Here is a 20,559-nt window from a genome sequence, read left to right on the forward strand (position 1 = left end):
CGATGAAATTTTTACACAATATGTTCGATCGTATGGAGCCGTCTTTCACCAAGGGTGGCAAACACGAAAAATACTATGCTATCTTTGAGATGTTTGATACGTTTTTGCGTCAACCAAGCTCAACCACATACTCAGCATCACACGTACGCGACGGTATCGATCTAAAGCGTATTATGATTACCGTATGGTTATGTACTTTCCCAGCCATGTTTTGGGGTATGTACAACATCGGTCATCAAGCACTAACGGCGATTGCAACCCTTGGTTTGCAGCCTGAAGGCTGGCGTACCGTTATCACCAGTATGGCAGGCTATAACCCAGACAGTATCTGGGCAAGCTTCGTTTACGGGGCGATGCAATTTTTACCGATTTATATCGTCACTTTTGCGGTCGGTATTCTCTGTGAGATTATTTTTGCTGTAGTGCGCGGCCATGAAGTCAACGAAGGTTTCTTTGTGACCTCAGTGCTGTTTGCGCTTTGTTTACCACCAGATATCCCTTTATGGCAAGTTGCCCTCGGTATTATCTTTGGTGTGGTAGTCGCAAAAGAAGTGTTCGGTGGTACGGGTAAAAACTTCCTGAACCCTGCCCTATCGGGTCGCGCATTCCTATACTTTGCGTATCCAGCCTATATGTCTGGTGACTCAGTATGGACAGCTGTTGATGGTTTTTCTGGTGCGACGCCACTTGGTCTTGCCGCGTTAGGCGTCGTTCCTCAAGACTTCGTCGACGTCTATGGTAATGCAATCACTTGGGGTGATGCGTTCTTAGGTAATATGCAAGGCAGTATCGGTGAAGTATCAACACTGGCTATCCTAATGGGTGCCGTTGTTCTACTTTGGACGCGTATTGCTTCATGGCGTATTATGGCAGGTTGTGTAGTAGGTCTGATTGCTACTTCTCTTGTCTTTAATATGATTGGTTCTGAAGACAATATGATGATGAACCTGCCGTTTTATTGGCACTTAGTTATCGGCGGCTTCGCCTTTGGTGCCGTGTTTATGGCAACCGATCCTGTATCAGCTGCGCATACCAATAAAGGTCGCTGGGCTTATGGTATCTTGATTGGTTTTATGACGGTATTGATTCGCGTCGTGAACCCAGCTTTCCCAGAAGGCATCATGCTGGCCATTTTATTCGCCAACTTATTTGCTCCATTGTTTGATTACTTTGTGACCCAAGCAAACATCAAACGCCAAACAGCTCGGAGGGTTCGTTATGTCCAAGCCCAAAAGTAATAATGCGAAAACCATCAGTGTGGCATTGACGCTATGCTTGGTGTGTTCCGTCTTAGTTTCAGCAGTAGCGGTTGGTCTAAAACCTGCTCAAATTGAAAACGCACGCTTAGACCGTAACAAAAACATCTTGGTCGCCGCTGGCATGTACGATGCCGAGTCTGATACAGCAGATGATGTTGCTGAACGTTTTAAAGATTTCGATGTCGAAATTATTGACTTAAGTAAAGGCAGCTACGTTGATGATGAAGCGCTAAAAGCCGCTGGCATCCCTGATCGTAATGCTTATGACGCAAGCCAAGCGACTAAGAATAAAGCACTGAGTGAAGATTTAGGCAATAATGACCCTGCTGGTATTGGTCGTAAACCCAAATATGCCAAAGTCTATGTTAAAAAAGATGACGCAGGCAAACCTGAAATGGTTGTTTTGCCGATTCAAGGCTATGGACTATGGGGCACTATATATGGTTTCTTAACCCTTGAAAGCGATATGAATACCATCAAAGGTATCAGCTTTTATGAGCATAAAGAAACCCCAGGTCTGGGTGCTCGTATCGAAGAGCCAGAGTGGCGTGCGAAGTGGAGCGGTATCCACTCATATGACGAAAATGGTAATGTTGCCACTGGTGTGACCAAAGCGGGTACACCAAAAGAAAACTGGGTCGATGGTATCAGTGGTGCAACCTTGACCGGTCGCGGTGTCAGTAACATGATTCAGTTTTGGTTGGGTGAGCAAGGTTATAAGCCTTATTTAGATACGCTACGTAAAGAGAGTGGTCAAGCGATTGATAATGCGGCAGATACAAAAGCTGCGCAATCAACGCTGAGCGCTCAACCTGAAACCGAACTGGCAGCCAAACGACCAGTAGCAAACGGCAAGGAGGCATAACATGGCTGACACTAAAAGTATTTTAACCTCGCCTATTTTTGATAATAACCCCATTGCCCTACAGATTCTTGGTATCTGTTCGGCGCTGGCTGTCACCACAAGCATGGCCAATGCCATGGTAATGTGTGTGGCGTTGACCTTGGTCACGGCGTTTTCAAGCTTCTTTATCTCGATCATTCGTAAGCAAATCCCTTCAAGCATTCGTATTATCGTACAGATGACTATTATTGCTTCCTTGGTTATCTTGGTGGATCAGGTGCTAAAAGCTGTCGCTTATGATGTGAGTAAAGGCTTGTCGGTCTTCGTTGGTTTGATTATCACCAACTGTATCGTGATGGGTCGTGCCGAAGCATTTGCCATGAGCAATCCACCAGTGCCAAGCTTTTTAGATGGTATTGGTAATGGTCTTGGCTATTCTGCGGTTTTGCTGTTTGTTGCGACTATCCGTGAGCTACTTGGCTCAGGTACGTGGTTTGGTATCACCATCCTACAGCCTGTCACTGATGGCGGTTGGTATATTCCAAACGGTCTATTACTGTTGCCACCGTCAGCATTCTTTATTATTGGTTTGTTCATTGCCATTATCCGTATCTGGAAACCTGAGCAGGTTGAAGATGCTGAATTTGTAATGAAGCCGCAGTCTAAAGGCATGGCACATGGAGGCGGTCACTAATGGGACATTATGTTAGTTTATTTATAACCTCAGTCTTTATTGAGAATATGGCGCTGGCCTATTTCTTAGGTATGTGTACTTTCTTGGCCGTATCAAAGAAGGTTTCAACCGCTATTGGTCTGGGTGTTGCCGTGGTCGTCGTGATGGCGATTACCGTACCGCTAAACAACTTACTCTTTCAGTTCATTCTAAAAGATGGTGCGCTGGCATGGGCAGGTTTCCCCGATATCGACTTAAGCTTTTTGGGCTTGCTCAGTTATATCGGCTTGATTGCTGCGACCGTACAGATTCTAGAGATGTTCCTCGATAAGTTCGTCCCGAGTCTGTATAACGCCCTTGGGGTGTTCTTGCCACTCATCACTGTAAACTGTGCCATCTTAGGTGGTGTACTGTTTATGGTGGAGCGTGACTATAATTTCGGCGAATCTGTCGTATATGGTGTGGGCGCAGGCTTCGGTTGGGCATTGGCGATTACCGCATTGGCCGGTATCCGTGAAAAGTTAAAATACTCAGACATTCCAGCACCGCTGCGTGGTCTTGGTATTACTTTTATCACAGTTGGTCTAATGTCACTTGGCTTTATGTCTTTCGGCGGTATGTCAATTTAGACCGCTAAGCTTAACAGCCTATTTAGCGATTTGACCTATTTAATTCATTTATTCGGTAGGGGTTCAGGAAACACGCAATGACGTCTTTTCGCACCCCTACTCCATAGATTAAGGATACCTACCATGGATTACGCTACGGCGATTGGTGGCGTTGCTATGTTTACCTTGATCATCATGGGCCTCGTTGCCATTATTTTGGCGGCGCGCTCAAGACTGGTCAGTTCAGGCGATGTTACCATCCATATCAATGATAATCCCGATAATGACGTCGTGACCCCAGCAGGCGGTAAATTACTACAAACCCTTGCAAGCGAAGGTATTTTCTTATCTTCAGCCTGTGGTGGCGGTGGTACTTGTGCGCAGTGTCGTTGCCGCGTTATTGAAGGGGGCGGCTCTATCTTGCCCACCGAAGAAGGCTATTTTACTCAAGGCGAAATTCGCAATCACATGCGTCTGGCTTGTCAGGTAGCCGTTAAGCAAGACATGAAAATCGAGATTGACCCTGAGTTTTTTGATGTACAAAAGTGGGAATGTGAAGTTCTCTCTAATGATAACGTTGCTACCTTTATTAAAGAGCTGGTCCTTAAAATTCCAGATGGCGAAGAAGTGAACTTCCGTGCTGGTGGTTATGTACAGTTAGAAGCGCCACCGCATGAAGTGCATTATAAAGACTTTATCATTGACGAAGAATACCGCGAAGATTGGGAAAAATTTGGTATCTTCAACTATGTCTCAAAAGTTGATGAGCCAGTTATTCGTGCTTACTCGATGGCCAACTACCCTGAAGAAAAAGGCCTTATTAAGTTTAATATTCGTATCGCTAGTCCACCGCCACGCGGTCCTGACGGTATTCCACCAGGCAAAATGTCCTCATGGGTATTTAGCCTAGTACCTGGCGATAAAGTGACGGTTTCAGGTCCTTATGGTGAATTCTTTGCCAAAGAGACTGACGCTGAAATGATTTTCGTTGGTGGTGGTGCTGGTATGGCACCGATGCGCTCGCACATCTTCGATCAGCTTAAACGCTTACATACTAAGCGTAAAATCAGCTTTTGGTATGGTGCACGCTCTATTCGTGAGATGTTCTATGTTGAAGATTATGATCAACTAGCAGAAGAGTTCGATAACTTTGAGTGGCATGTAGCATTGTCTGATCCATTACCAGAAGACAATTGGGAAGGTCCAACCGGCTTTATCCATAATGTACTACTTGAAAACTATCTGAAAAACCATCCAAACCCAGAAGACTGTGAATACTACATGTGTGGGCCACCGATGATGAATGCGGCGGTCATCGACATGCTACACAGCTTGGGCGTGGAAGATGAAAACATCATGCTTGATGACTTCGGCGGTTAAGTGAGTAACTAAGCAAGTGGCTAAGCAAATGGTTACGTAAAAAAGTATTCTAAAGTAATAAATAAAAAAGAGTCTCAATTGAGGCTCTTTTTTTGGCTCTGACTAAATGCAACCCTTGCATAATAAGCATACAAATCTAAATAGCAGACCGCCTGCCCTCTACTATATGATTAATTATTTATTGCCTTAAGAAAGGATTCTTATGAAAACCAACATTAAAGATTTGACCATTTGGATTACTGGTGCTTCTAGTGGTATCGGCGCAGCATTATCTATCTCCTTTGCCAAACGTGGTGCCACCATTATTTTAAGTGGGCGTGATGAGGCAAAATTAGTAGCAGTCAAAAACCGCTGTAAAAACAGCAAAAACCATTTCATCATCCCTTTTGATATCACCGATTCTAAACAAGCAAAAGACGTGTATAAGACAGCTAAAGCTCAAGCTGGACAAATTGATTGGCTTATTAATAATGCTGGCATCAGTCAACGCGCGCTTATCATGGAAACCACTGAAGAAGTTGAGCGCCAAATTATGGAGATAGATTATTTTGCGCAGACACGTCTGACCAGACTAGTACTGCCAGATATGATCGCGCAAGGTGGCGGCAAAATTGTCATGGTATCGAGCGTGGCTGGTTTATTAGGCACGCAATATCGCGGCGCTTATGGAGCAGCCAAAGCCGCACTTCATATGTGGGCAAACAGTCTGCGTGCAGAACTGCATGAACAAGGCATAGAGGTGGCGACGATATTCCCAGGATTTATTCAAACCAGTATTTCTATTAACGCCTTGACTGGTGACGGTAGCGCGCAAGGAACGATGGACGAGGCAACCAATAAAGGATTAACCGCAGCTACCTTTGCTAAACAGGTCATAAAAGCCCTGATTAAGGGTGAAGAATATATCATCGTGGCAGGCACTAAAGAAAAACTGGCGACCACAGTCAACCGCCTATCGCCACCAAAACTATATAAGCTCATCCGTGAATCAAAAGTAAAGTAAATCTAGTCGTTTAAGCCACTAGGTCTTAAGTCGATGATTGGCGTTATGGGTGACAAGGGGTGTAAAATGGGCGACGCTAATAGAACGTGCCACTCACCCTTTTGCCATAAAAGCCATTATGATTAATATGAGAAAACCAATAATGCAAAAATTATCCCCACTCTCATTGTCTAGAAAATCGATGAAAACTACCTTATTGCCCGTTATGGCTATCAGTGCTGTATTCAGTCTTAGCGCTTGCCAGCAAACGCCAGATTATGATTATCTCAGCGGTGAGACCATGGGAACGAGCTACCATATCAGTTATCAGCTACCTGCGAATACAGATGAAGCGGCCATCCAAGCGTCGATTGATAAGCGCTTGCAGCAAATCAATGACAGTATGTCTACCTATCAAGCAGACTCTACTATCTCTAAGTTCAACCATTTAGGTAAAGACATCCCTCTCACTATCGATGCAGATTTTGCTCACGTACTTGATGTGTCACGAATCGTCTATCAGCAATCTGGTGGCGCCTTTGATCCTACCGTCATGCCATTGGTAGATACTTGGGGCTTTGGTAGCACCATGACCGTTGAGCGCTTGCAAAGTCCACCGACAGCACTTGAGATTGCTCAAGCAAAAGCCTTGGTAGATTTTGAGAGCATTATACAAAAAGAGCAGAGCATTTATAAAACCAAAGATGGCGTCGGGCTTGATTTCTCAGCAGTTGCTAAAGGTTATGGCGTCGATGTAATCGCCGATGTGCTCAGAGATGACTATCAAATTCGCAACTACATGGTAGAGATAGGGGGTGAAATTGCAACCTCTGGGGTCAATAACCAACAGCAGCCGTGGCAAATTGCGATTGATGCACCTATTGAGGACAGTACGGTCAGCGAGCGTCAGACAATATCAGCGATTCGTCAACCCATCAATACCGATAATCAGATGTATTTGGCAACTTCTGGCAACTATCGTAATTCCGTCATATTCGACGGTCAGCGCTACAGTCATACGATTGATCCAACCACTGGCAAGCCTATCGCGGGCGGTGCACCATCGGTAACCGTTGCAGCAGACTCAGTCGCCTTGGCAGATGCGTGGGCAACTGCCCTCACTGCGATGCCTTATAAAAAAGCCCTTGCGACAGCCAAAGCACAAGATATAGCTGCCTTGTTTGTTGTCTTAGCTGATGAGGCAAAGGCGACGGGTTCTGATAAGAATACTGACCAGTGGCAAGTGGTACAAACACCAGCAATGCAAGCATTACGTGCTGACAAACAGCCTTAGAACCTAGTCGCAATAGAGCTTAGTCGCAATACTGTAAACGGCTCGATAACCATCAACGAGCCATACAAAAATTTGCTATACTGATCTTGCTATACTATTAAGGTATTACCCTAGTAAATAGCCACACTATTTTTAAAAATCGAGGTTTCCTCTATGCTTAGTCAATTGCTTCCCATGCTTGCCATTACCTTTACCGTATTCGTCCTGTTCTTTATCTTTATGGGTATCGGTTATATGGTCAAAAAGAAGCCGCTTAGAGGATCTTGTGGCGGCGTTGCTAAACTAATGGGTGATGAAAATTGCTCGTTTTGTGGAAATGATCCCAATAAGTGTGATTCAATCGTGGCAGAACAGCAAGAAAATGCCCTTAAAGCCGCTCAGCTAGGCAAACCTGTATAAACTAAATTTTATAAATACCGCGTTTGTTACCATACGCTGGTAGTATTTACCTAACATCTGTTCTTATAATAGCGTCTAGTCCTTTGCAAGGGACTGGCGCTATTTTTAGTTGTGCCAGCCGCGACGTATCTAGTTAGCATCGCTTTAAGATATCTTGGATATAAATACGGCACGTGCAAGGCCTGTTAATAATAGTAGACTAAATAAATCTAATACCGTATCCAGTTGATAGGCGATTGAAGATAAGCGCGCTTTCAAAATGGTTACTCATATATCTTGTATTCTGCAAGTAATCTCTAGTTCTAATTTACGATTCTAATTAATGATTTTAGTCACCGTCTAGGTGCGTTTTCTTTGGTGTTATTTACAAGCGACGATGCTTCGGCGCTGTTTAATGACGTGTCCTTTTTCTTATTCTAATAGTCGTGCTGCTATGTCTACCTCTACTGATTTGCCACCTGATGTGCCATTACAGTCTCATTCAGATACGCCGTCACCGTTTGAGCTGCCCTCCTCACGCTTCACTTTTTGGCTCATTTTATGTGCCATGATTTTGCTCGCCACCAATATGCGTGCGCCTATTGTTGCTCTCGGCTCTATTGCCCCTGTTGTACAAGATGCCCTCAATATCTCTGAGACGCAGATTGGTTGGCTAGGAGCAGTGCCCATGCTGACTTTTGCGGTGGGCGCACTGATCGCGCCAGCCATTGGTAAGCGTTTTGGGCTTGAGAATACGCTCATTGCGATGATTGCGTTATTAACGATTGGTATGATGATTCGTACCGTTATTCCCACTTGGTCTGGGTTTTTGATTGGTACGTTATTGTTGACGTTGGCTATCGGTTTTGCGAACACCTTAGCTGCCCCTGTTATTAAACAGCGTACGCCCAAGCATATTCCACTCATAACAGGGCTATTTAGTCTAACGATGACGGTGACGGCAGGCATCGTCGCCGGAGTTGTACTACCATTATCTGAGCAAGTGGGTTGGCAATGGGCACTAGGTGGGTGGTCGCTATTGGGTATTTTTGCGATCATTATTTGGATATTTTTGCGGTTGCGTCTTGGTTCGTCTAGTCATCAAGCCATTGTGCCATATACCTCTGGAGCGTCTGACATATCTATGTGGCGTACACCTTTTGCTTGGCAAATTGCGGTATTTATGGGGCTGCAATCACTATTATTTTATACTGTTGCCAGTTTCTTACCCTCTATTTGGGTCAGCAAAGGGCTATCCGCAGTGCAAGCAGGACAAATGGCTTCAGTGTTTCAGTTTATGGCGCCAGTCTCTATTTTGAGCCTGACGTGGCTGATCAATCGCGGCCGCCCTATTCAGGCGCTGGCGGTGTTTGCAGCGGTGCTGAATGTTATTGGTATTTTAGGAATCAATTATTTATCTACCGACCTCGCTTGGTTGTGGTCAGGTCTGATGGGCATTGGCTGCTCCGCTATTTTCACCTTGAGTATGATGCTGTTCTCCTTACGTACTTATACGACCAACCAATCTAGTGAGCTGTCTGGTATGGCGCAATTCGTCGGTTATTTGATTGCGTTTTTTGGTCCCTTAGGGACAGGTTGGCTACATGAAGCGACTGGCAGCTGGGATTTACCCCTATTCATTATGCTCATTTTGATGGTTATCAACGTCATCATTGCTTGGGTAGTGAGTCGTCCAGTGATGGTTGATGGCAAAAAGCTTTAATATCAAAAACTACAGTAACCTTAGGATAATATTGGTGTCTGTCTTATTTTGCTACACTGGTTTGATTGCTTATAGGACAGAATAATCATGATGAATTTATCCATTCGTTTCGCTCGACACTTACCAACATTGGCTATTTTAACAGCCGTAATGGCGCTCGGTGGTTGCCAAAAACCATCTGAACCTAGCACCGATAACGGCATGCAAAACAGTACTCAAACTGCCGAACCTCAAACGACAAAATCTGAGCAACCGGCAACATCCACTGCACAGCAAGCGCCATTAACGATCTTGGCATTGGGCGACTCTCTAACAGAAGGTCTTGGGGTGGATAAAGATGACAACTATCCTGCTCAGTTAGAAGATCGTCTGCAAGCAATGGGTTACGACAATGCCAAAGTTATCAATTCAGGATTGAGCGGTGAAACCAGCACAGGATTGGTCAATCGCTTAGACTGGGTATTGCAAACTAAGCCTGATGTGACGATTTTGACCATTGGTGCTAACGATGCCATACGCGGTATCGATGTGGCGACAGTTGAAGCCAATATTCGTACCGCGGTCAAACGTCTACAGGATAATGGCAGTATCGTCATTTTGGGCGGCATGCAAATCTATGACAACCTTGGCTCTGACTATGTAAAATCATTTGCCGCGATATATCCGAGAGTGGCGAAAGACATGAACGTGACGCTGATTCCTTTCTTCTTGGATGGTGTGGGCGGTGATCCTGCGCTCAATCAAGCCGATGCCATTCATCCGACCAAAGAGGGCTACGAGATTATCGTCAATGACAATATCTTGCCTATTCTAGAGCCCAAGTTAAAAGAGCTAAGAACAGCTGATGCAGACAACACAACTGAAAATGCTAAAGATGAGACGACAAAAAATACGACAAATGAGACTACTTAACGAGACACTGTAATGACATCATCACCTTCGATTGCCGCGTCAATGCCACAAGCAAACTTTAAAACAGAAGCCCTACTGACTGCTAATAAACTCAACAAAACCGTGCAAGTCGGCGAGCAAACCCTATCAATCATTAAAGATGTAGATATCTATGTCAATGCTGGCGAGTTTGTGGTCATCATGGGCAAATCAGGCTCAGGTAAATCCACCTTGTTAGGTTTACTCGCGGCGCTAGATTACCCAGACAGCGGTACGGTGTCGCTAGCAGGTCAAATGCTCAGCAGTCTTGACGAAGATGCGCTGGCGATCATTCGTCAACACGACATGGGTTTTGTCTTTCAGTCGTTTCATCTACTACCGACACTGACTGTCGCCGAGAACATCGCCTTTCCACTTGATATTGTCAGACGACCAAACCCAGCACGAGTAGACGAGCTTATTGACGCCGTTGATTTGGGTCATCGCCGTCATAGCTTACCCAATCAACTATCGGGCGGTGAGCAGCAGCGTACGGCTGTGGCACGAGCGCTGGTATCGCATCCAAAAATCGTATTCGCCGATGAGCCTACAGGCAACCTCGATGAGCAAAATGCCGATCAAGTCATGCAGCTGCTATTGGACTTGCGACAACAGGTTGGTTCAGCACTGGTGGTCGTGACTCACGATCCTGCACTTGCCGAGATGGCAGATCGTGTCATCACCATGCATGATGGTCGAATTGTACCTACATGAATAACTGGATTGTATCTTAATGAATCGTAAGCCCACAGACAATAAACCACCAGCTGATACAAAAAAGACTGATACCAGTATGCGTCAAGAGTCCAGCTATCCTAGCGGTATCCTCAATCAATTATTTACCCGTACCTTAGGTTTTCAAACACTGGGCTCTCAAGCATTAAGCCGTAGTTGGTGGCAGCGCTGGGTATATCCGGTATTGTTTCTGCTGACATTAACCTTATCGCTTGCAACTTACCTAACCCTCGATTCTGTGCAGCAGTCTGTCGATCGCTATATCAATGACAATCAGCGCGCCCTCGTTGGTGGGGATTTGATTCTAAACAGCAAGCAAGACTGGCCAAGTGAAGTATTGACGCAAGTAGAAACCATCCCCGATACGCAGACGGTGTATGACTATCAGTTTAGCGCCATGCTGGTCAATGATGAGCAAACCTTGCTTGCCAGCGTCAAAGCCGTCTCAACGTCCTATCCGTTATACGGTACAGCAGAGCTAGCTTCAGGACGGCCGCTGTGGGATCAGCTAACCTCTGACAGTGTGATCGTCGCGCCAGAAGTGCTCACTAGCCTAAAGGCCGATGTTGGCGACCGTATCGCTATTGGCGATGCGCAGTTCACGATCAGTGATGTACTGACCAAAGAACCTGATCGTCCGCTGACCACTTTTGGGTTTGGTGGACGTGTCCTAATGCATGAGGACTCACTGGCAGCGACCAATCTATTGGGTCAACGTAGCCGCATAAACTACCGTATCGAGATGGCAGGCGATCCAGAGCTGATAGCCACACAGCGTGATAAGCTCACAGACATCCTGACCAATTATTCCGATATCGAGCTGTCTGATGCTGAGTCTGCAGATACCTCTGTCTCGCGTATCTCTGACAATGTCCTGATGTTTTTAAAATTGCTGGTCATCGCGGTATTGCTACTCTCTGCGGTTGCCATGTACGGTGTTATTAGCGCATTTGTCACCAAGCAGCAGTCGAACAATGCCATTCGTCTCGCGTTAGGCGAGCCGCTTGGCTCACTCAAACGTAGCTACTATCAATTGCTCATCGTCACCACTGCCATTGCTTGTGTCGCCGCGATTATACTGAGTCTAGGTTTTCTTAAAATTGGTCAGCCGTATCTGGTGGCTATCTTGCCTGCCGATGTTGGTCTCGCCATCAATCCGATCAGTGCTATCAAAACCATTGTGATTGCTCTAGTCCTGACGTTTCTAATTGCGCAGCGTGGTCTAAGCGCACTTAACACGACCAAACCCGCTACCCTACTCAATCAAGGGGCGAGTACGCAAACACAAAACTTGCCTTGGTATCTACGCGTGCCGCTACTATGGTATGGGCTGGTGCTGGCAGGGCTGTATGCCTTCTTTGCTTATGAAGTGGGCTCACTGTCGTTAGGCGCACAGCTATTGGGCGGCTTGATCGGTTTGGTAGCGATATTTTGGCTGCTGGCGCGTGGGTGGCTCTGGCTCCTTGCCAAATTGGCGAGCAATACCAAGGTCAGTTGGATGCAGCGTATCGCTATTCATAATCTTGCGCGTAAAGGTAATCAATCAGCGTTGTTCTTTGTCACTTTATCGTTATCGGTGGCAGTACTGACGCTTATCACCACGCTCAATCACAGTATCAATGCGCAGTTTATCAATGCCTATCCTGAAGATGCGCCTAACTTATTTTTGCTTGATGTGCAGACCGATCAGCACGACAAGATAGACAGTATTCTTAAAGTACCCGTCACTTATTATCCGGTCATTCGTGCCCGTGTGGAGACGGCCAATAATGTAGCGGCAAAAGATATCGTGCCTGCTGATGGCTTTGATGATCCCACGCGGGTGTTTAATTTGAGCTACGCAGATACGGTCATGGAGACCGAATACATCACTGAATCACTCACAGATGACGCGCTATACACCCCTATCGCTGCGACAGATGAGCAAGTCAAACCCTTGTCTATTTTAGATACTGCCGCCAGTATGCTCAATGTCGGTATGGGCGATCAGGTGCGCTTTAACATTCAAGGGATCGAAATCGTCGGGCAGATTACCAGTATTCGCACGCGCTATGAGCGTGGCCCAAGCCCGTATTTTTATTTCCTGTTTGAGCCGTCGGTGCTGTCCGCTGCTCCGCAAATTCAATTTGCTACTGCCCACGTATCAGAGAATGACATTCCAGAACTACAAGGCAAACTGGTACGCGAGTTCCCTGCTGTCACCACGATTGATGGCACTGCCATTGCCAAGCAAATCCAAGAACTGGTGGTACAAATGAGCCGCTTGGTCTATGTGTTTACCTTGCTTGCCCTGCTCACTGGCGTCATGGTGCTGATCAGCTCGCTACTGTCTACCTCGCAAGATCGCATGAAGGACAGCGCGTCATTTAGGCTACTCGGTATGCAAAAGCGTGACCTATATATGCTCAATATCCTAGAGCTGGGCGTGCTGGGTATTAGCGCGGCGACCTTTGCCGTGATTATCGCCACTGGTGGTGCTTGGCTTGCCGTTACTCAATGGTTTAATTTACAGTTTAGTATGCCGTGGGCAAACTTAGGACTCGGCGGTATTGCATTAGTGGCATTGCTGTTTGCTATTGCCATTATTTATGTGAGATTGGTGATTGGACGCGGGATTATGGCAAGGGTAAGGGCTATGATTTAGATTTGAAATTGATACTACTTTTGCTGCTATCTTGGCTGACACAGGGGCAGTCGACAAGGTTAGGGACGGTCTCTCCTGACTCAACGATACCTTCTTTACTAAGCGCCTGCAGCCCTGTGTCGTGCACCAAATATATCCACAAAAATCAAGGCTAGAGTTGACACCATACAGCTATAGAAACTAACCGTAATTTAAAATCTCAATTAAAGACTAATTTCTACAAAGATACTGTTATTACAGATTTATATTTCTTTCTTCCTTTCAGCTTATCGCTTTTTTCACTTAATATTTTGAAAGTATGATTAGCGATGCTTGCTGATAGGTCTTGAGTACCAACCTTTATCCCTTCAGCCTTTATTTCTTTAGCAGTAGCAAACTTATATTTATCTGAATCTTGCTCTATAAGACGTTTGAACAAACTCTCTTGATATGGAGTTAACCTTACTTCTACAATATCTGCTAATAATATTTCGAAAGGATGGAAAACAGTTTCGACAATACTAGTCATATGCCTTCCACAGTATTTATAGCTCAGATTACCGAAGCCTTGTTCATCTAATATTCCAGATGAAAAAATCTCTTCCTTGAACTCTCTAGATAAGTCACTAATATTTTCTCTATTAGGAGTTTTATCAAACCTTCTAATAAATTCTTTCAAGTTTTTATTTTTTATAAACAACCTATAATCTTTTTTTGTAATTTCATCTACAACAATATACTCATCATACTCAAATAGTATATTTTCATTCAAATAATTGGCTTCTATTTCACTAAATTTATATGCACCGCCGACAGGCTGATATTTTCCTGTTCGAGTATTTGGCACTAGAAAATACTTATCATCAATTTTTATTCTAAATAAATAAGCGAATGAAATTCTAACTCTCGTATCTTCATTTAATAGACCTTTTCGTTCTAACTCCTTCTGTTTTTTCTTCCAGTCATCCTGACCAAAAAAAACCTTTATCTCGCTATAAAGCTCGCCTACCTTATCTTTGTAAAATACAAATATAGGAACAGAAAGCAATCCTGAGTAAAATTTTTCTCCAGTCTCTTTTATCAAAAATATAATTACTATAGCTAAAATAACACTAATAAATAATTTCAGTAACTTCTTCAAGTTTTATCTTCCTATCCTTGACCAATTGGAACATCTACACGACCAATCGCAACACAGATACCATTCTTTATCAGATAACACTCAATATAATGTGTACCTTTAAACGAAGTTGGCTCAATTATTTCATGTGTTCTTTCTTTGATTTGACCACGAATACAGTCTTTATTTTCTGCTACCTCTCCAACATTTCTTACCTTCCAAAGGACCTTATCATAGGAAGGACAATCAGTATTACCTACTTTACACTTAACTTTAAAATTAAAAGGAATAAACCGACTGAACCCTCGGAGGTGTTTTTCTAAGTATTTATAAAGAGATATCTCCCTAAATCCATCTTGTGACACCCTACAATCAATACCTACACTATATATCTCCAACACGGGGTAAAGCTCATCTATAAACTCCTCAGTGTCTTTATAGCTCCTTGACTCTAAAGATTCAGATATTTTAACTGTTGATTTACCTAATCCAGACCAGTAATCATGATTAAAAAATTCTCCCCAAGCAGATATAGCATCTTGATATGTGCAATCACTTTCAAATAATATATCTAGCTTTTCTAATTGCGTAGACAATTTATCTTTCCATCTACGCATTTTATCAAGATCAACCTGTCTAGTTGTTATCGATCTAGCATTATCGATATTATTTGGTGCATTGACTTGTAAATTCCATTCTAGCCTGCTCTGAATAGACTTTAAGGTATGGTAAAATTTTTCATCTATACGAGAATGAATGGAGTCGAAATTTTCGGAGCATAAAATAGTTTGAATCAAACCACTTGGCAGAGAACCCCAAGTATCTCTCGACTTACAAAACATCTTAGATAGTCTTACTACTTTCCTTAAATCATCAGTTTTCGCTTTTATTTCCTCAATAAACCAATCGTCTAAAGCTTTAATGTCTCTAGCAGACCATACATCTCCAGCATATTCATAATTATACTCATCCTGCCACTCAGAATATTTTGATCTTTTAAATATGGCAAAATCAATGTGATAGCCAGTTGTATAACGTACCCTAACACATCCTGTCTTTACTTCTGGTTCTTCTGAAAACTGATGCATCTCTCGCTTTAACGCATCGGCTATCATATTTCTTGTCGCCAAAGGTCCCAAACTACCTAGGTTGTCTGATTCAAAAACTATAGCTACATCTATGTCATAGTCCTTTCTATCATTTTGGACTATGGTATGCATTGCCATAGAGCCTTGCGTCCTAGATTCGGCAATCTTATAACTAGTATTATTTTCATTATTATATTTTTCTAAACCATTTTTCAATCTCTTTATATTCTTATCTCTTTTATCTCTCAATATGTTTTTTTCTTGATCGGGCAGTTTTACATGATTATTGTAAAATTTTTTAAATTCTTTAGAACAATCGAACATAGCTGTATTTCCCTAATAATAAAGTAAATTCCTGTAATTATAATTCTAAGTATTAAATTTTTCTAAGTGTTTTAAAAATAACTTCATATTTTTTGTTATGAACATGTTGGTGCTGACAAGCAAGAATATGTATATCTAATACGTCACCTGTTGTCGTACGTATTCAACTTAACCTAAACGCCTTCTACTCACCTAGAAGGCGTTTTTTTTACTTCACAACCTGTATAGACATATAAGTCGATATCCACCCTGCACTTTGCTTATTTTATACTTCTCATTTGCTATACTAGCCCCACTTTATCGGTTAAATACCCACTTATAACACCCTCCAAAACAGCATGGTAGCCTTATGAAATTCTCAAAGTTCGGTCAAAAATTTACCCAGCCCACTGGCATCTCACAATTAATGGACGATCTGGGCGACGCGCTAAAAAGCGATCAGCCAGTCAACATGCTGGGCGGTGGTAACCCTGCCAAAATTGATGCCGTCAATGAGTTGTTTTTGGAGACCTATAAGGCGCTAGGTAATGACAATGATGCAGGAGAGGCCAATAGTAGCGCGATTATCAGCATGGCGAATTACTCTAATCCGCAGGGTGATGCGGCATTTATCGATGCCTTGGTTGGTTTCTTTAACCGCCATTATGATTGGAACCTCACATCAGAAAACATCGCCCTGACCAATGGCTCACAGAATGCGTTTTTCTACCTGTTTAATCTGTTTGGCGGCGCTTTCGCTGATGAAAAAAATGGAGCTGTAGACAAATCTATTCTACTGCCATTGACCCCTGAGTATATCGGCTATAGCGACGTGCATGTCGAAGGTCAGCATTTCGCAGCGGTATTGCCACATATCGATGAAGTGACGCATGATGGCGCGGAAGGCTTCTTTAAATATCGTGTTGATTTTGACGCATTGGAGAACTTGCCAGCGCTAAAAGAAGGTCGTATTGGCGCGATTTGCTGCTCACGCCCGACCAACCCGACTGGCAACGTGCTGACCGATGACGAAATGGCGCATTTGACCGAGATTGCCAAACGTTATGACATACCGCTTATCATCGATAATGCCTACGGTATGCCCTTCCCGAATATCATCTATTCAGACGCGCATTTGACGTGGGATAACAATACGATTCTGTGCTTTAGCCTGTCTAAAATTGGTCTGCCCGGTATGCGTACGGGTATTATCGTGGCTGATGCCAAAGTGATTGAAGCGGTCAGCGCGATGAATGCGGTGGTGAATCTAGCACCGACACGCTTTGGTGCAGCGATTGCCACGCCATTGGTAAAAGATGACCGTATCAAGCAGTTAGCCGATAATGAGATTAAGCCCTTTTATCAAAAGCAGGCGACCCTTGCCGTGAAGCTGTTAAAAGAAGCATTGGGTGATTACCCGTTGATGATTCATAAGCCTGAAGGCGCGATTTTCTTATGGTTGTGGTTTAAAGACTTGCCGATTACCACGGTTGAGCTGTACGAGATTTTAAAAGAAAAAGGCACGCTCATTGTACCAAGTCAGTATTTCTTCCCTGGTGTCGATGTCAGCGATTATCAGCATGCACATGAGTGTATTCGTATGAGTATCGCCGCTGATGAGCAGACGCTGACTGATGGTATTGCAGCGATTGGTGAAGTGGTACGTGAGTTGTATGATGAAGCCAAAAAATAAGATTAGCGGAGTCAAACTCGTTTAGCCTACCATACCTAGTACTTACACGAGTTTTTCTTGCTACTCTAATTTTTATGAATAGAACCATCATAAACTCGAATAGCAAAACAAAAAACGGACTTTAATAGTCCGTTTTTTTATGGCGCTTGGTCAATGATTTAGGCTTATTGATGGATGCCTGAAAGAGTGTCGTCCACTTATTCAGCGCATAGAGCACGTAAGGCAGCAGGCACGTATTGATCAAATCGCGGAGGCTTGCGACCAGCTGTTCGTGGTTTAAGCCAGCCATGCCTGATGCTTCAATCGTATTTCGATTATCTAAATACTCGCCCAATAAAGCAATGCCCGTCACGACGACTAGAGCCATGAATGATCTGATGCTTTGCTTTTTAATGATAGGACGCAGCACAAGCAGACACAAAAGATAGATGCCGACGCCGACATAGATATGTAAGGCATCTTTGGCAAGTCCAGATACTTCAATAACATTGATTTTAAAAGCGGTAAAATCCACTGAGATATTCCAAATATAAGCAAGTAGAAAACGACGGAGAGTATCACTAAACCATGATGGCTAAACTATAATAGCTAAAGAGTGGCAGCTACAAAGTGATGGCTGAGCATAAAAAAGGCAGATTATATAATGGATAATCTACCTTCTGCTAAATTAAATATTCACTTCACGTTTATCGCCTACTTACACATTCCACTCGACGAAATTTTTCAACAACTGCAAGCCAGCAGTATGACTTTTTTCTGGGTGAAACTGGGTAGCAAATAAATTGTCTTGGATGACACTGGCACAAAACGGTTGACCATAGTCACATATCGCCGCCACTTGTGAGCTATTAGTAGGCTCGCAGTAGTAACTATGCACAAAGTAAAAATGCGCGTTGTCCTCAATACCCTGCCACAGCGGATGGTCAAAATCCATACCGCTAATGGTATTCCAGCCCATATGCGGTACTTTGATGGTAGTGCCCTGCTTGTCTTTCCACGTAGGGTCAAATGCTTCTACAGTGCCGTTTAAGATACCCAAGCAGTCTGTACCACCATTTTCAGCGGACTGCTCAAACAATGCCTGCATGCCCACACAGATAGCCATAACAGGCTTATTAAATACCGCATGGCGTATGACGTCATCAATGCCCGCCTCGTGCATGCCAGCGATACAGTCACGCATCGCACCGACACCGGGGAAGACAATCTTGTCTGCCGCAGCGACAACCTTAGGATCATTGGTGATAGAGACTTCTGCCCCAACTACCGATAGTGCTTTGCTAGCAGAGTGCAAATTACCCATACCATAATCTAGTAGCGCTACTTTGGTTACTTTAGCCATTAAAACGCCTCTTTAGTCGAAGGCAGAGTATTAAGCGCACGCTCATCATACTCACAAGCCATACGTAACGCACGAGCAAACGCTTTAAAGGTAGATTCAATTTGATGATGGCTGTTTTTACCTTTTAAATTGTCTAAATGCACCGTCATCCAAGAGTGGTTCACAAAACCATAAAAGAATTCACTAAACAGGTCAACATCGAAATTACCCACATGCGAACGGGTAAATGGAATGTCCATGTGTAAACCCGGACGTCCTGATAGATCGACGACAGCGCGGGTCAATGATTCATCAAGCGGAGCATAAAAATGCCCATAACGACGAATGCCTTTTTTGTCACCCAATGCCTTGTTAAATGCTTGTCCAAGGGTAATACCAGTGTCTTCAACGCTATGATGGTCATCGATAAAGGTATCACCGTTGCATTTAATTTCTAAGTCAAACAAACCGTGACGCTTGATTTGATCAATCATATGGTCTAAAAATGGTACGCCAGTATCCACCGTGCCTTTACCTGTGCCATCAAGGTTTACGGTACAAGTGATTTGCGTCTCAGCTGTATTACGTTCGACAGTCGCAATACGCTCAGGGCGACCATGTAGATTTAGGTTTTTTGGTGCATTTTGCTCAGGTGTATCAGCAGTCGTCATTGCATTGGCTGTCATGGCTACTCTCTATCAGTTTTTTATCAGTGAAAAGCGGTCAATAAATAAGGCAAAACATGTTTAAATATTTTACTAGTGTCTGGGTCAGCGCTAGTAAAAAATGTATTAGAAAATGATATATACAAAAGATATCAAGGTATTAGGGTTTGTACGTACTAAATATCATCTAGCCTCATCATAGCAAACCCTAACATTTACTGCCACGACCAAGCGGTAAACCACGCACAAAATTACCTCATTCTGCTAAAATAGTGTGTTCAGTATTATTAATCATGACTTGCACTGACTTTTAGATATCATATTCTACAGCCTACTTTCTATGACTTTTTGCCGTGTTATAACTTTGTGCTGTGTCATACTGCTACTTTATACGATAAAAACCCTTTGCTTATAGGAACTGCTATGCCTTTAGAAGCGATCGCCATTAATAGCTTGGATACACCACTTATCAGAAAACCTGCGCGCGACAATGAGCTAGCAGAGCGCTTGCAGGCATTATATGATAGCGATGACGCGCAGCCTGATGGTATCGAGGTATTAAATATCGTTGAGCAGGGTTTTAAGCGCGGGCAATGTCTGTATGTCGGTATGTTCAATGACAAACCTATCGCTGCTGTTGCCTGTTTTGATGATGGGCAAACCGACGCCAAGCGTCTGCAATATTTAACGGTACATCAGCAAAATCGCGGTCGCGCTATCGATGCTAAGTTTATCAAACTAGTCTATGATGCCGAGGTAAAAAAAGGCGTACGTCAATTTGTCCCTGCCGATGCGGATATCCATCGTATTATGAGCGAGTATGATTTACTGCGTGTTAAAGACTAAATCGAGAGCAAAAACAGTTAATTTTGCCAATATTTGATTATTTATCGTCTTTTATCTTCTATTATGCAAAAACTACTTGACAGCAACGCCTATA

General features: G+C 43.6%; 19 protein-coding genes. 14 read left to right on the top strand and 5 right to left on the bottom strand.

Annotated features, from left to right (window positions below; all coding sequences use genetic code 11):
- Nucleotides 1-2 precede the first annotated feature (2 nt).
- The 12 genes from JMY05_RS10790 (at nt 3) to JMY05_RS10845 (ending at nt 13,450) form a co-directional block, all read left to right on the top strand.
- Entirely contained in the window at nt 3-1,238 is a 1,236-nt protein-coding gene (locus JMY05_RS10790) for an NADH:ubiquinone reductase (Na(+)-transporting) subunit B (protein ID WP_055125672.1), read from the top strand.
- The gene (locus JMY05_RS10795) at nt 1,219-2,124 is read left to right on the top strand and encodes a Na(+)-translocating NADH-quinone reductase subunit C (RefSeq protein WP_045447646.1); all 906 of its coding nucleotides are present in this window, start codon (nt 1,219-1,221) and stop codon (nt 2,122-2,124) included. The genes JMY05_RS10790 and JMY05_RS10795 overlap by 20 nt, the downstream gene beginning before the upstream one ends.
- A 1-nt stretch (nt 2,125) precedes the next feature.
- Complete coding sequence (locus JMY05_RS10800) at nt 2,126-2,797, top strand: NADH:ubiquinone reductase (Na(+)-transporting) subunit D (protein WP_055125671.1); 672 nt, start codon at nt 2,126-2,128, stop codon at nt 2,795-2,797.
- Nucleotides 2,797-3,405 (top strand): NADH:ubiquinone reductase (Na(+)-transporting) subunit E, encoded by a 609-nt coding sequence (gene nqrE / locus JMY05_RS10805; RefSeq protein WP_011281361.1) that lies wholly within the window; start codon nt 2,797-2,799, stop codon nt 3,403-3,405. The genes JMY05_RS10800 and nqrE overlap by 1 nt, the downstream gene beginning before the upstream one ends.
- 123 nt (nt 3,406-3,528) lie before the next feature.
- The gene (nqrF, locus tag JMY05_RS10810; protein ID WP_045447641.1) at nt 3,529-4,764 is read left to right on the top strand and encodes an NADH:ubiquinone reductase (Na(+)-transporting) subunit F; all 1,236 of its coding nucleotides are present in this window, start codon (nt 3,529-3,531) and stop codon (nt 4,762-4,764) included.
- Nucleotides 4,765-4,966: 202 nt separating this feature from the next.
- Nucleotides 4,967-5,767, top strand: coding sequence for an SDR family NAD(P)-dependent oxidoreductase (locus JMY05_RS10815; protein ID WP_201615068.1), 801 nt, complete (start codon nt 4,967-4,969; stop codon nt 5,765-5,767).
- 142 nt (nt 5,768-5,909) lie between these two features.
- Complete coding sequence (locus tag JMY05_RS10820; RefSeq protein ID WP_227678168.1) at nt 5,910-7,040, top strand: FAD:protein FMN transferase; 1,131 nt, start codon at nt 5,910-5,912, stop codon at nt 7,038-7,040.
- A 153-nt stretch (nt 7,041-7,193) separates the two neighbouring features.
- On the top strand, nt 7,194-7,439 hold the full coding sequence (nqrM, locus tag JMY05_RS10825) for a (Na+)-NQR maturation NqrM (protein WP_045447638.1): 246 nt from the start codon (nt 7,194-7,196) through the stop codon (nt 7,437-7,439).
- A 433-nt stretch (nt 7,440-7,872) separates the two neighbouring features.
- Nucleotides 7,873-9,141 carry a CynX/NimT family MFS transporter gene (locus JMY05_RS10830; RefSeq protein ID WP_227678169.1) on the top strand — a complete coding sequence of 423 codons (1,269 nt, stop codon included), beginning with the start codon at nt 7,873-7,875 and terminating at the stop codon, nt 9,139-9,141.
- 87 nt (nt 9,142-9,228) lie between these two features.
- Complete coding sequence (locus JMY05_RS10835; protein ID WP_201615072.1) at nt 9,229-10,053, top strand: arylesterase; 825 nt, start codon at nt 9,229-9,231, stop codon at nt 10,051-10,053.
- A 12-nt stretch (nt 10,054-10,065) separates the two neighbouring features.
- A complete protein-coding gene (locus JMY05_RS10840) occupies nt 10,066-10,785 on the top strand; it encodes an ABC transporter ATP-binding protein (protein WP_201615074.1) in 720 nt (239 codons plus the stop codon).
- 19 nt (nt 10,786-10,804) lie between these two features.
- Nucleotides 10,805-13,450 carry an ABC transporter permease gene (locus tag JMY05_RS10845; RefSeq protein WP_201615076.1) on the top strand — a complete coding sequence of 882 codons (2,646 nt, stop codon included), beginning with the start codon at nt 10,805-10,807 and terminating at the stop codon, nt 13,448-13,450.
- Nucleotides 13,451-13,667: 217 nt separating this feature from the next.
- Here JMY05_RS10845 and JMY05_RS10850 read toward each other — a convergent pair whose 3' ends face one another.
- The gene (locus JMY05_RS10850; protein WP_201615078.1) at nt 13,668-14,570 is read right to left on the bottom strand and encodes a hypothetical protein; all 903 of its coding nucleotides are present in this window, start codon (nt 14,568-14,570) and stop codon (nt 13,668-13,670) included.
- A gap of 11 nt (nt 14,571-14,581) precedes the next feature.
- A complete protein-coding gene (locus JMY05_RS10855; protein WP_045447632.1) occupies nt 14,582-15,961 on the bottom strand; it encodes a nucleotide-binding domain-containing protein in 1,380 nt (459 codons plus the stop codon).
- A 349-nt stretch (nt 15,962-16,310) separates the two neighbouring features.
- Here JMY05_RS10855 and JMY05_RS10860 point away from each other — a divergent pair, with 349 nt between their 5' ends.
- Nucleotides 16,311-17,633 carry a valine--pyruvate transaminase gene (locus JMY05_RS10860; protein ID WP_201615080.1) on the top strand — a complete coding sequence of 441 codons (1,323 nt, stop codon included), beginning with the start codon at nt 16,311-16,313 and terminating at the stop codon, nt 17,631-17,633.
- 121 nt (nt 17,634-17,754) lie between these two features.
- Here the strand turns inward: JMY05_RS10860 and JMY05_RS10865 are convergent, their stop codons facing one another.
- The 3 genes from JMY05_RS10865 to hisB form a co-directional block, all read right to left on the bottom strand.
- The gene (locus tag JMY05_RS10865) at nt 17,755-18,147 is read right to left on the bottom strand and encodes a hypothetical protein (protein ID WP_201615082.1); all 393 of its coding nucleotides are present in this window, start codon (nt 18,145-18,147) and stop codon (nt 17,755-17,757) included.
- Nucleotides 18,148-18,330: 183 nt separating this feature from the next.
- Nucleotides 18,331-18,975, bottom strand: a complete 645-nt coding sequence (gene hisH, locus JMY05_RS10870; RefSeq protein ID WP_045447626.1) for an imidazole glycerol phosphate synthase subunit HisH — start codon at nt 18,973-18,975, stop codon at nt 18,331-18,333.
- A complete protein-coding gene (gene hisB / locus JMY05_RS10875; RefSeq protein WP_045447623.1) occupies nt 18,975-19,640 on the bottom strand; it encodes an imidazoleglycerol-phosphate dehydratase HisB in 666 nt (221 codons plus the stop codon). The genes hisH and hisB overlap by 1 nt, the downstream gene beginning before the upstream one ends.
- A gap of 402 nt (nt 19,641-20,042) precedes the next feature.
- Between hisB and JMY05_RS10880 the strand changes: the two genes are divergently transcribed.
- Nucleotides 20,043-20,465: a hypothetical protein gene (locus JMY05_RS10880; RefSeq protein ID WP_045447620.1), complete on the top strand. Its 423-nt coding sequence runs from the start codon at nt 20,043-20,045 to the stop codon at nt 20,463-20,465.
- The last annotated feature ends 94 nt before the right edge of the window (nt 20,466-20,559 follow it).

It is taken from the genome of Psychrobacter sp. JCM 18902 (genome assembly GCF_904846615.1).
GTDB lineage: Bacteria > Pseudomonadota > Gammaproteobacteria > Pseudomonadales > Moraxellaceae > Psychrobacter.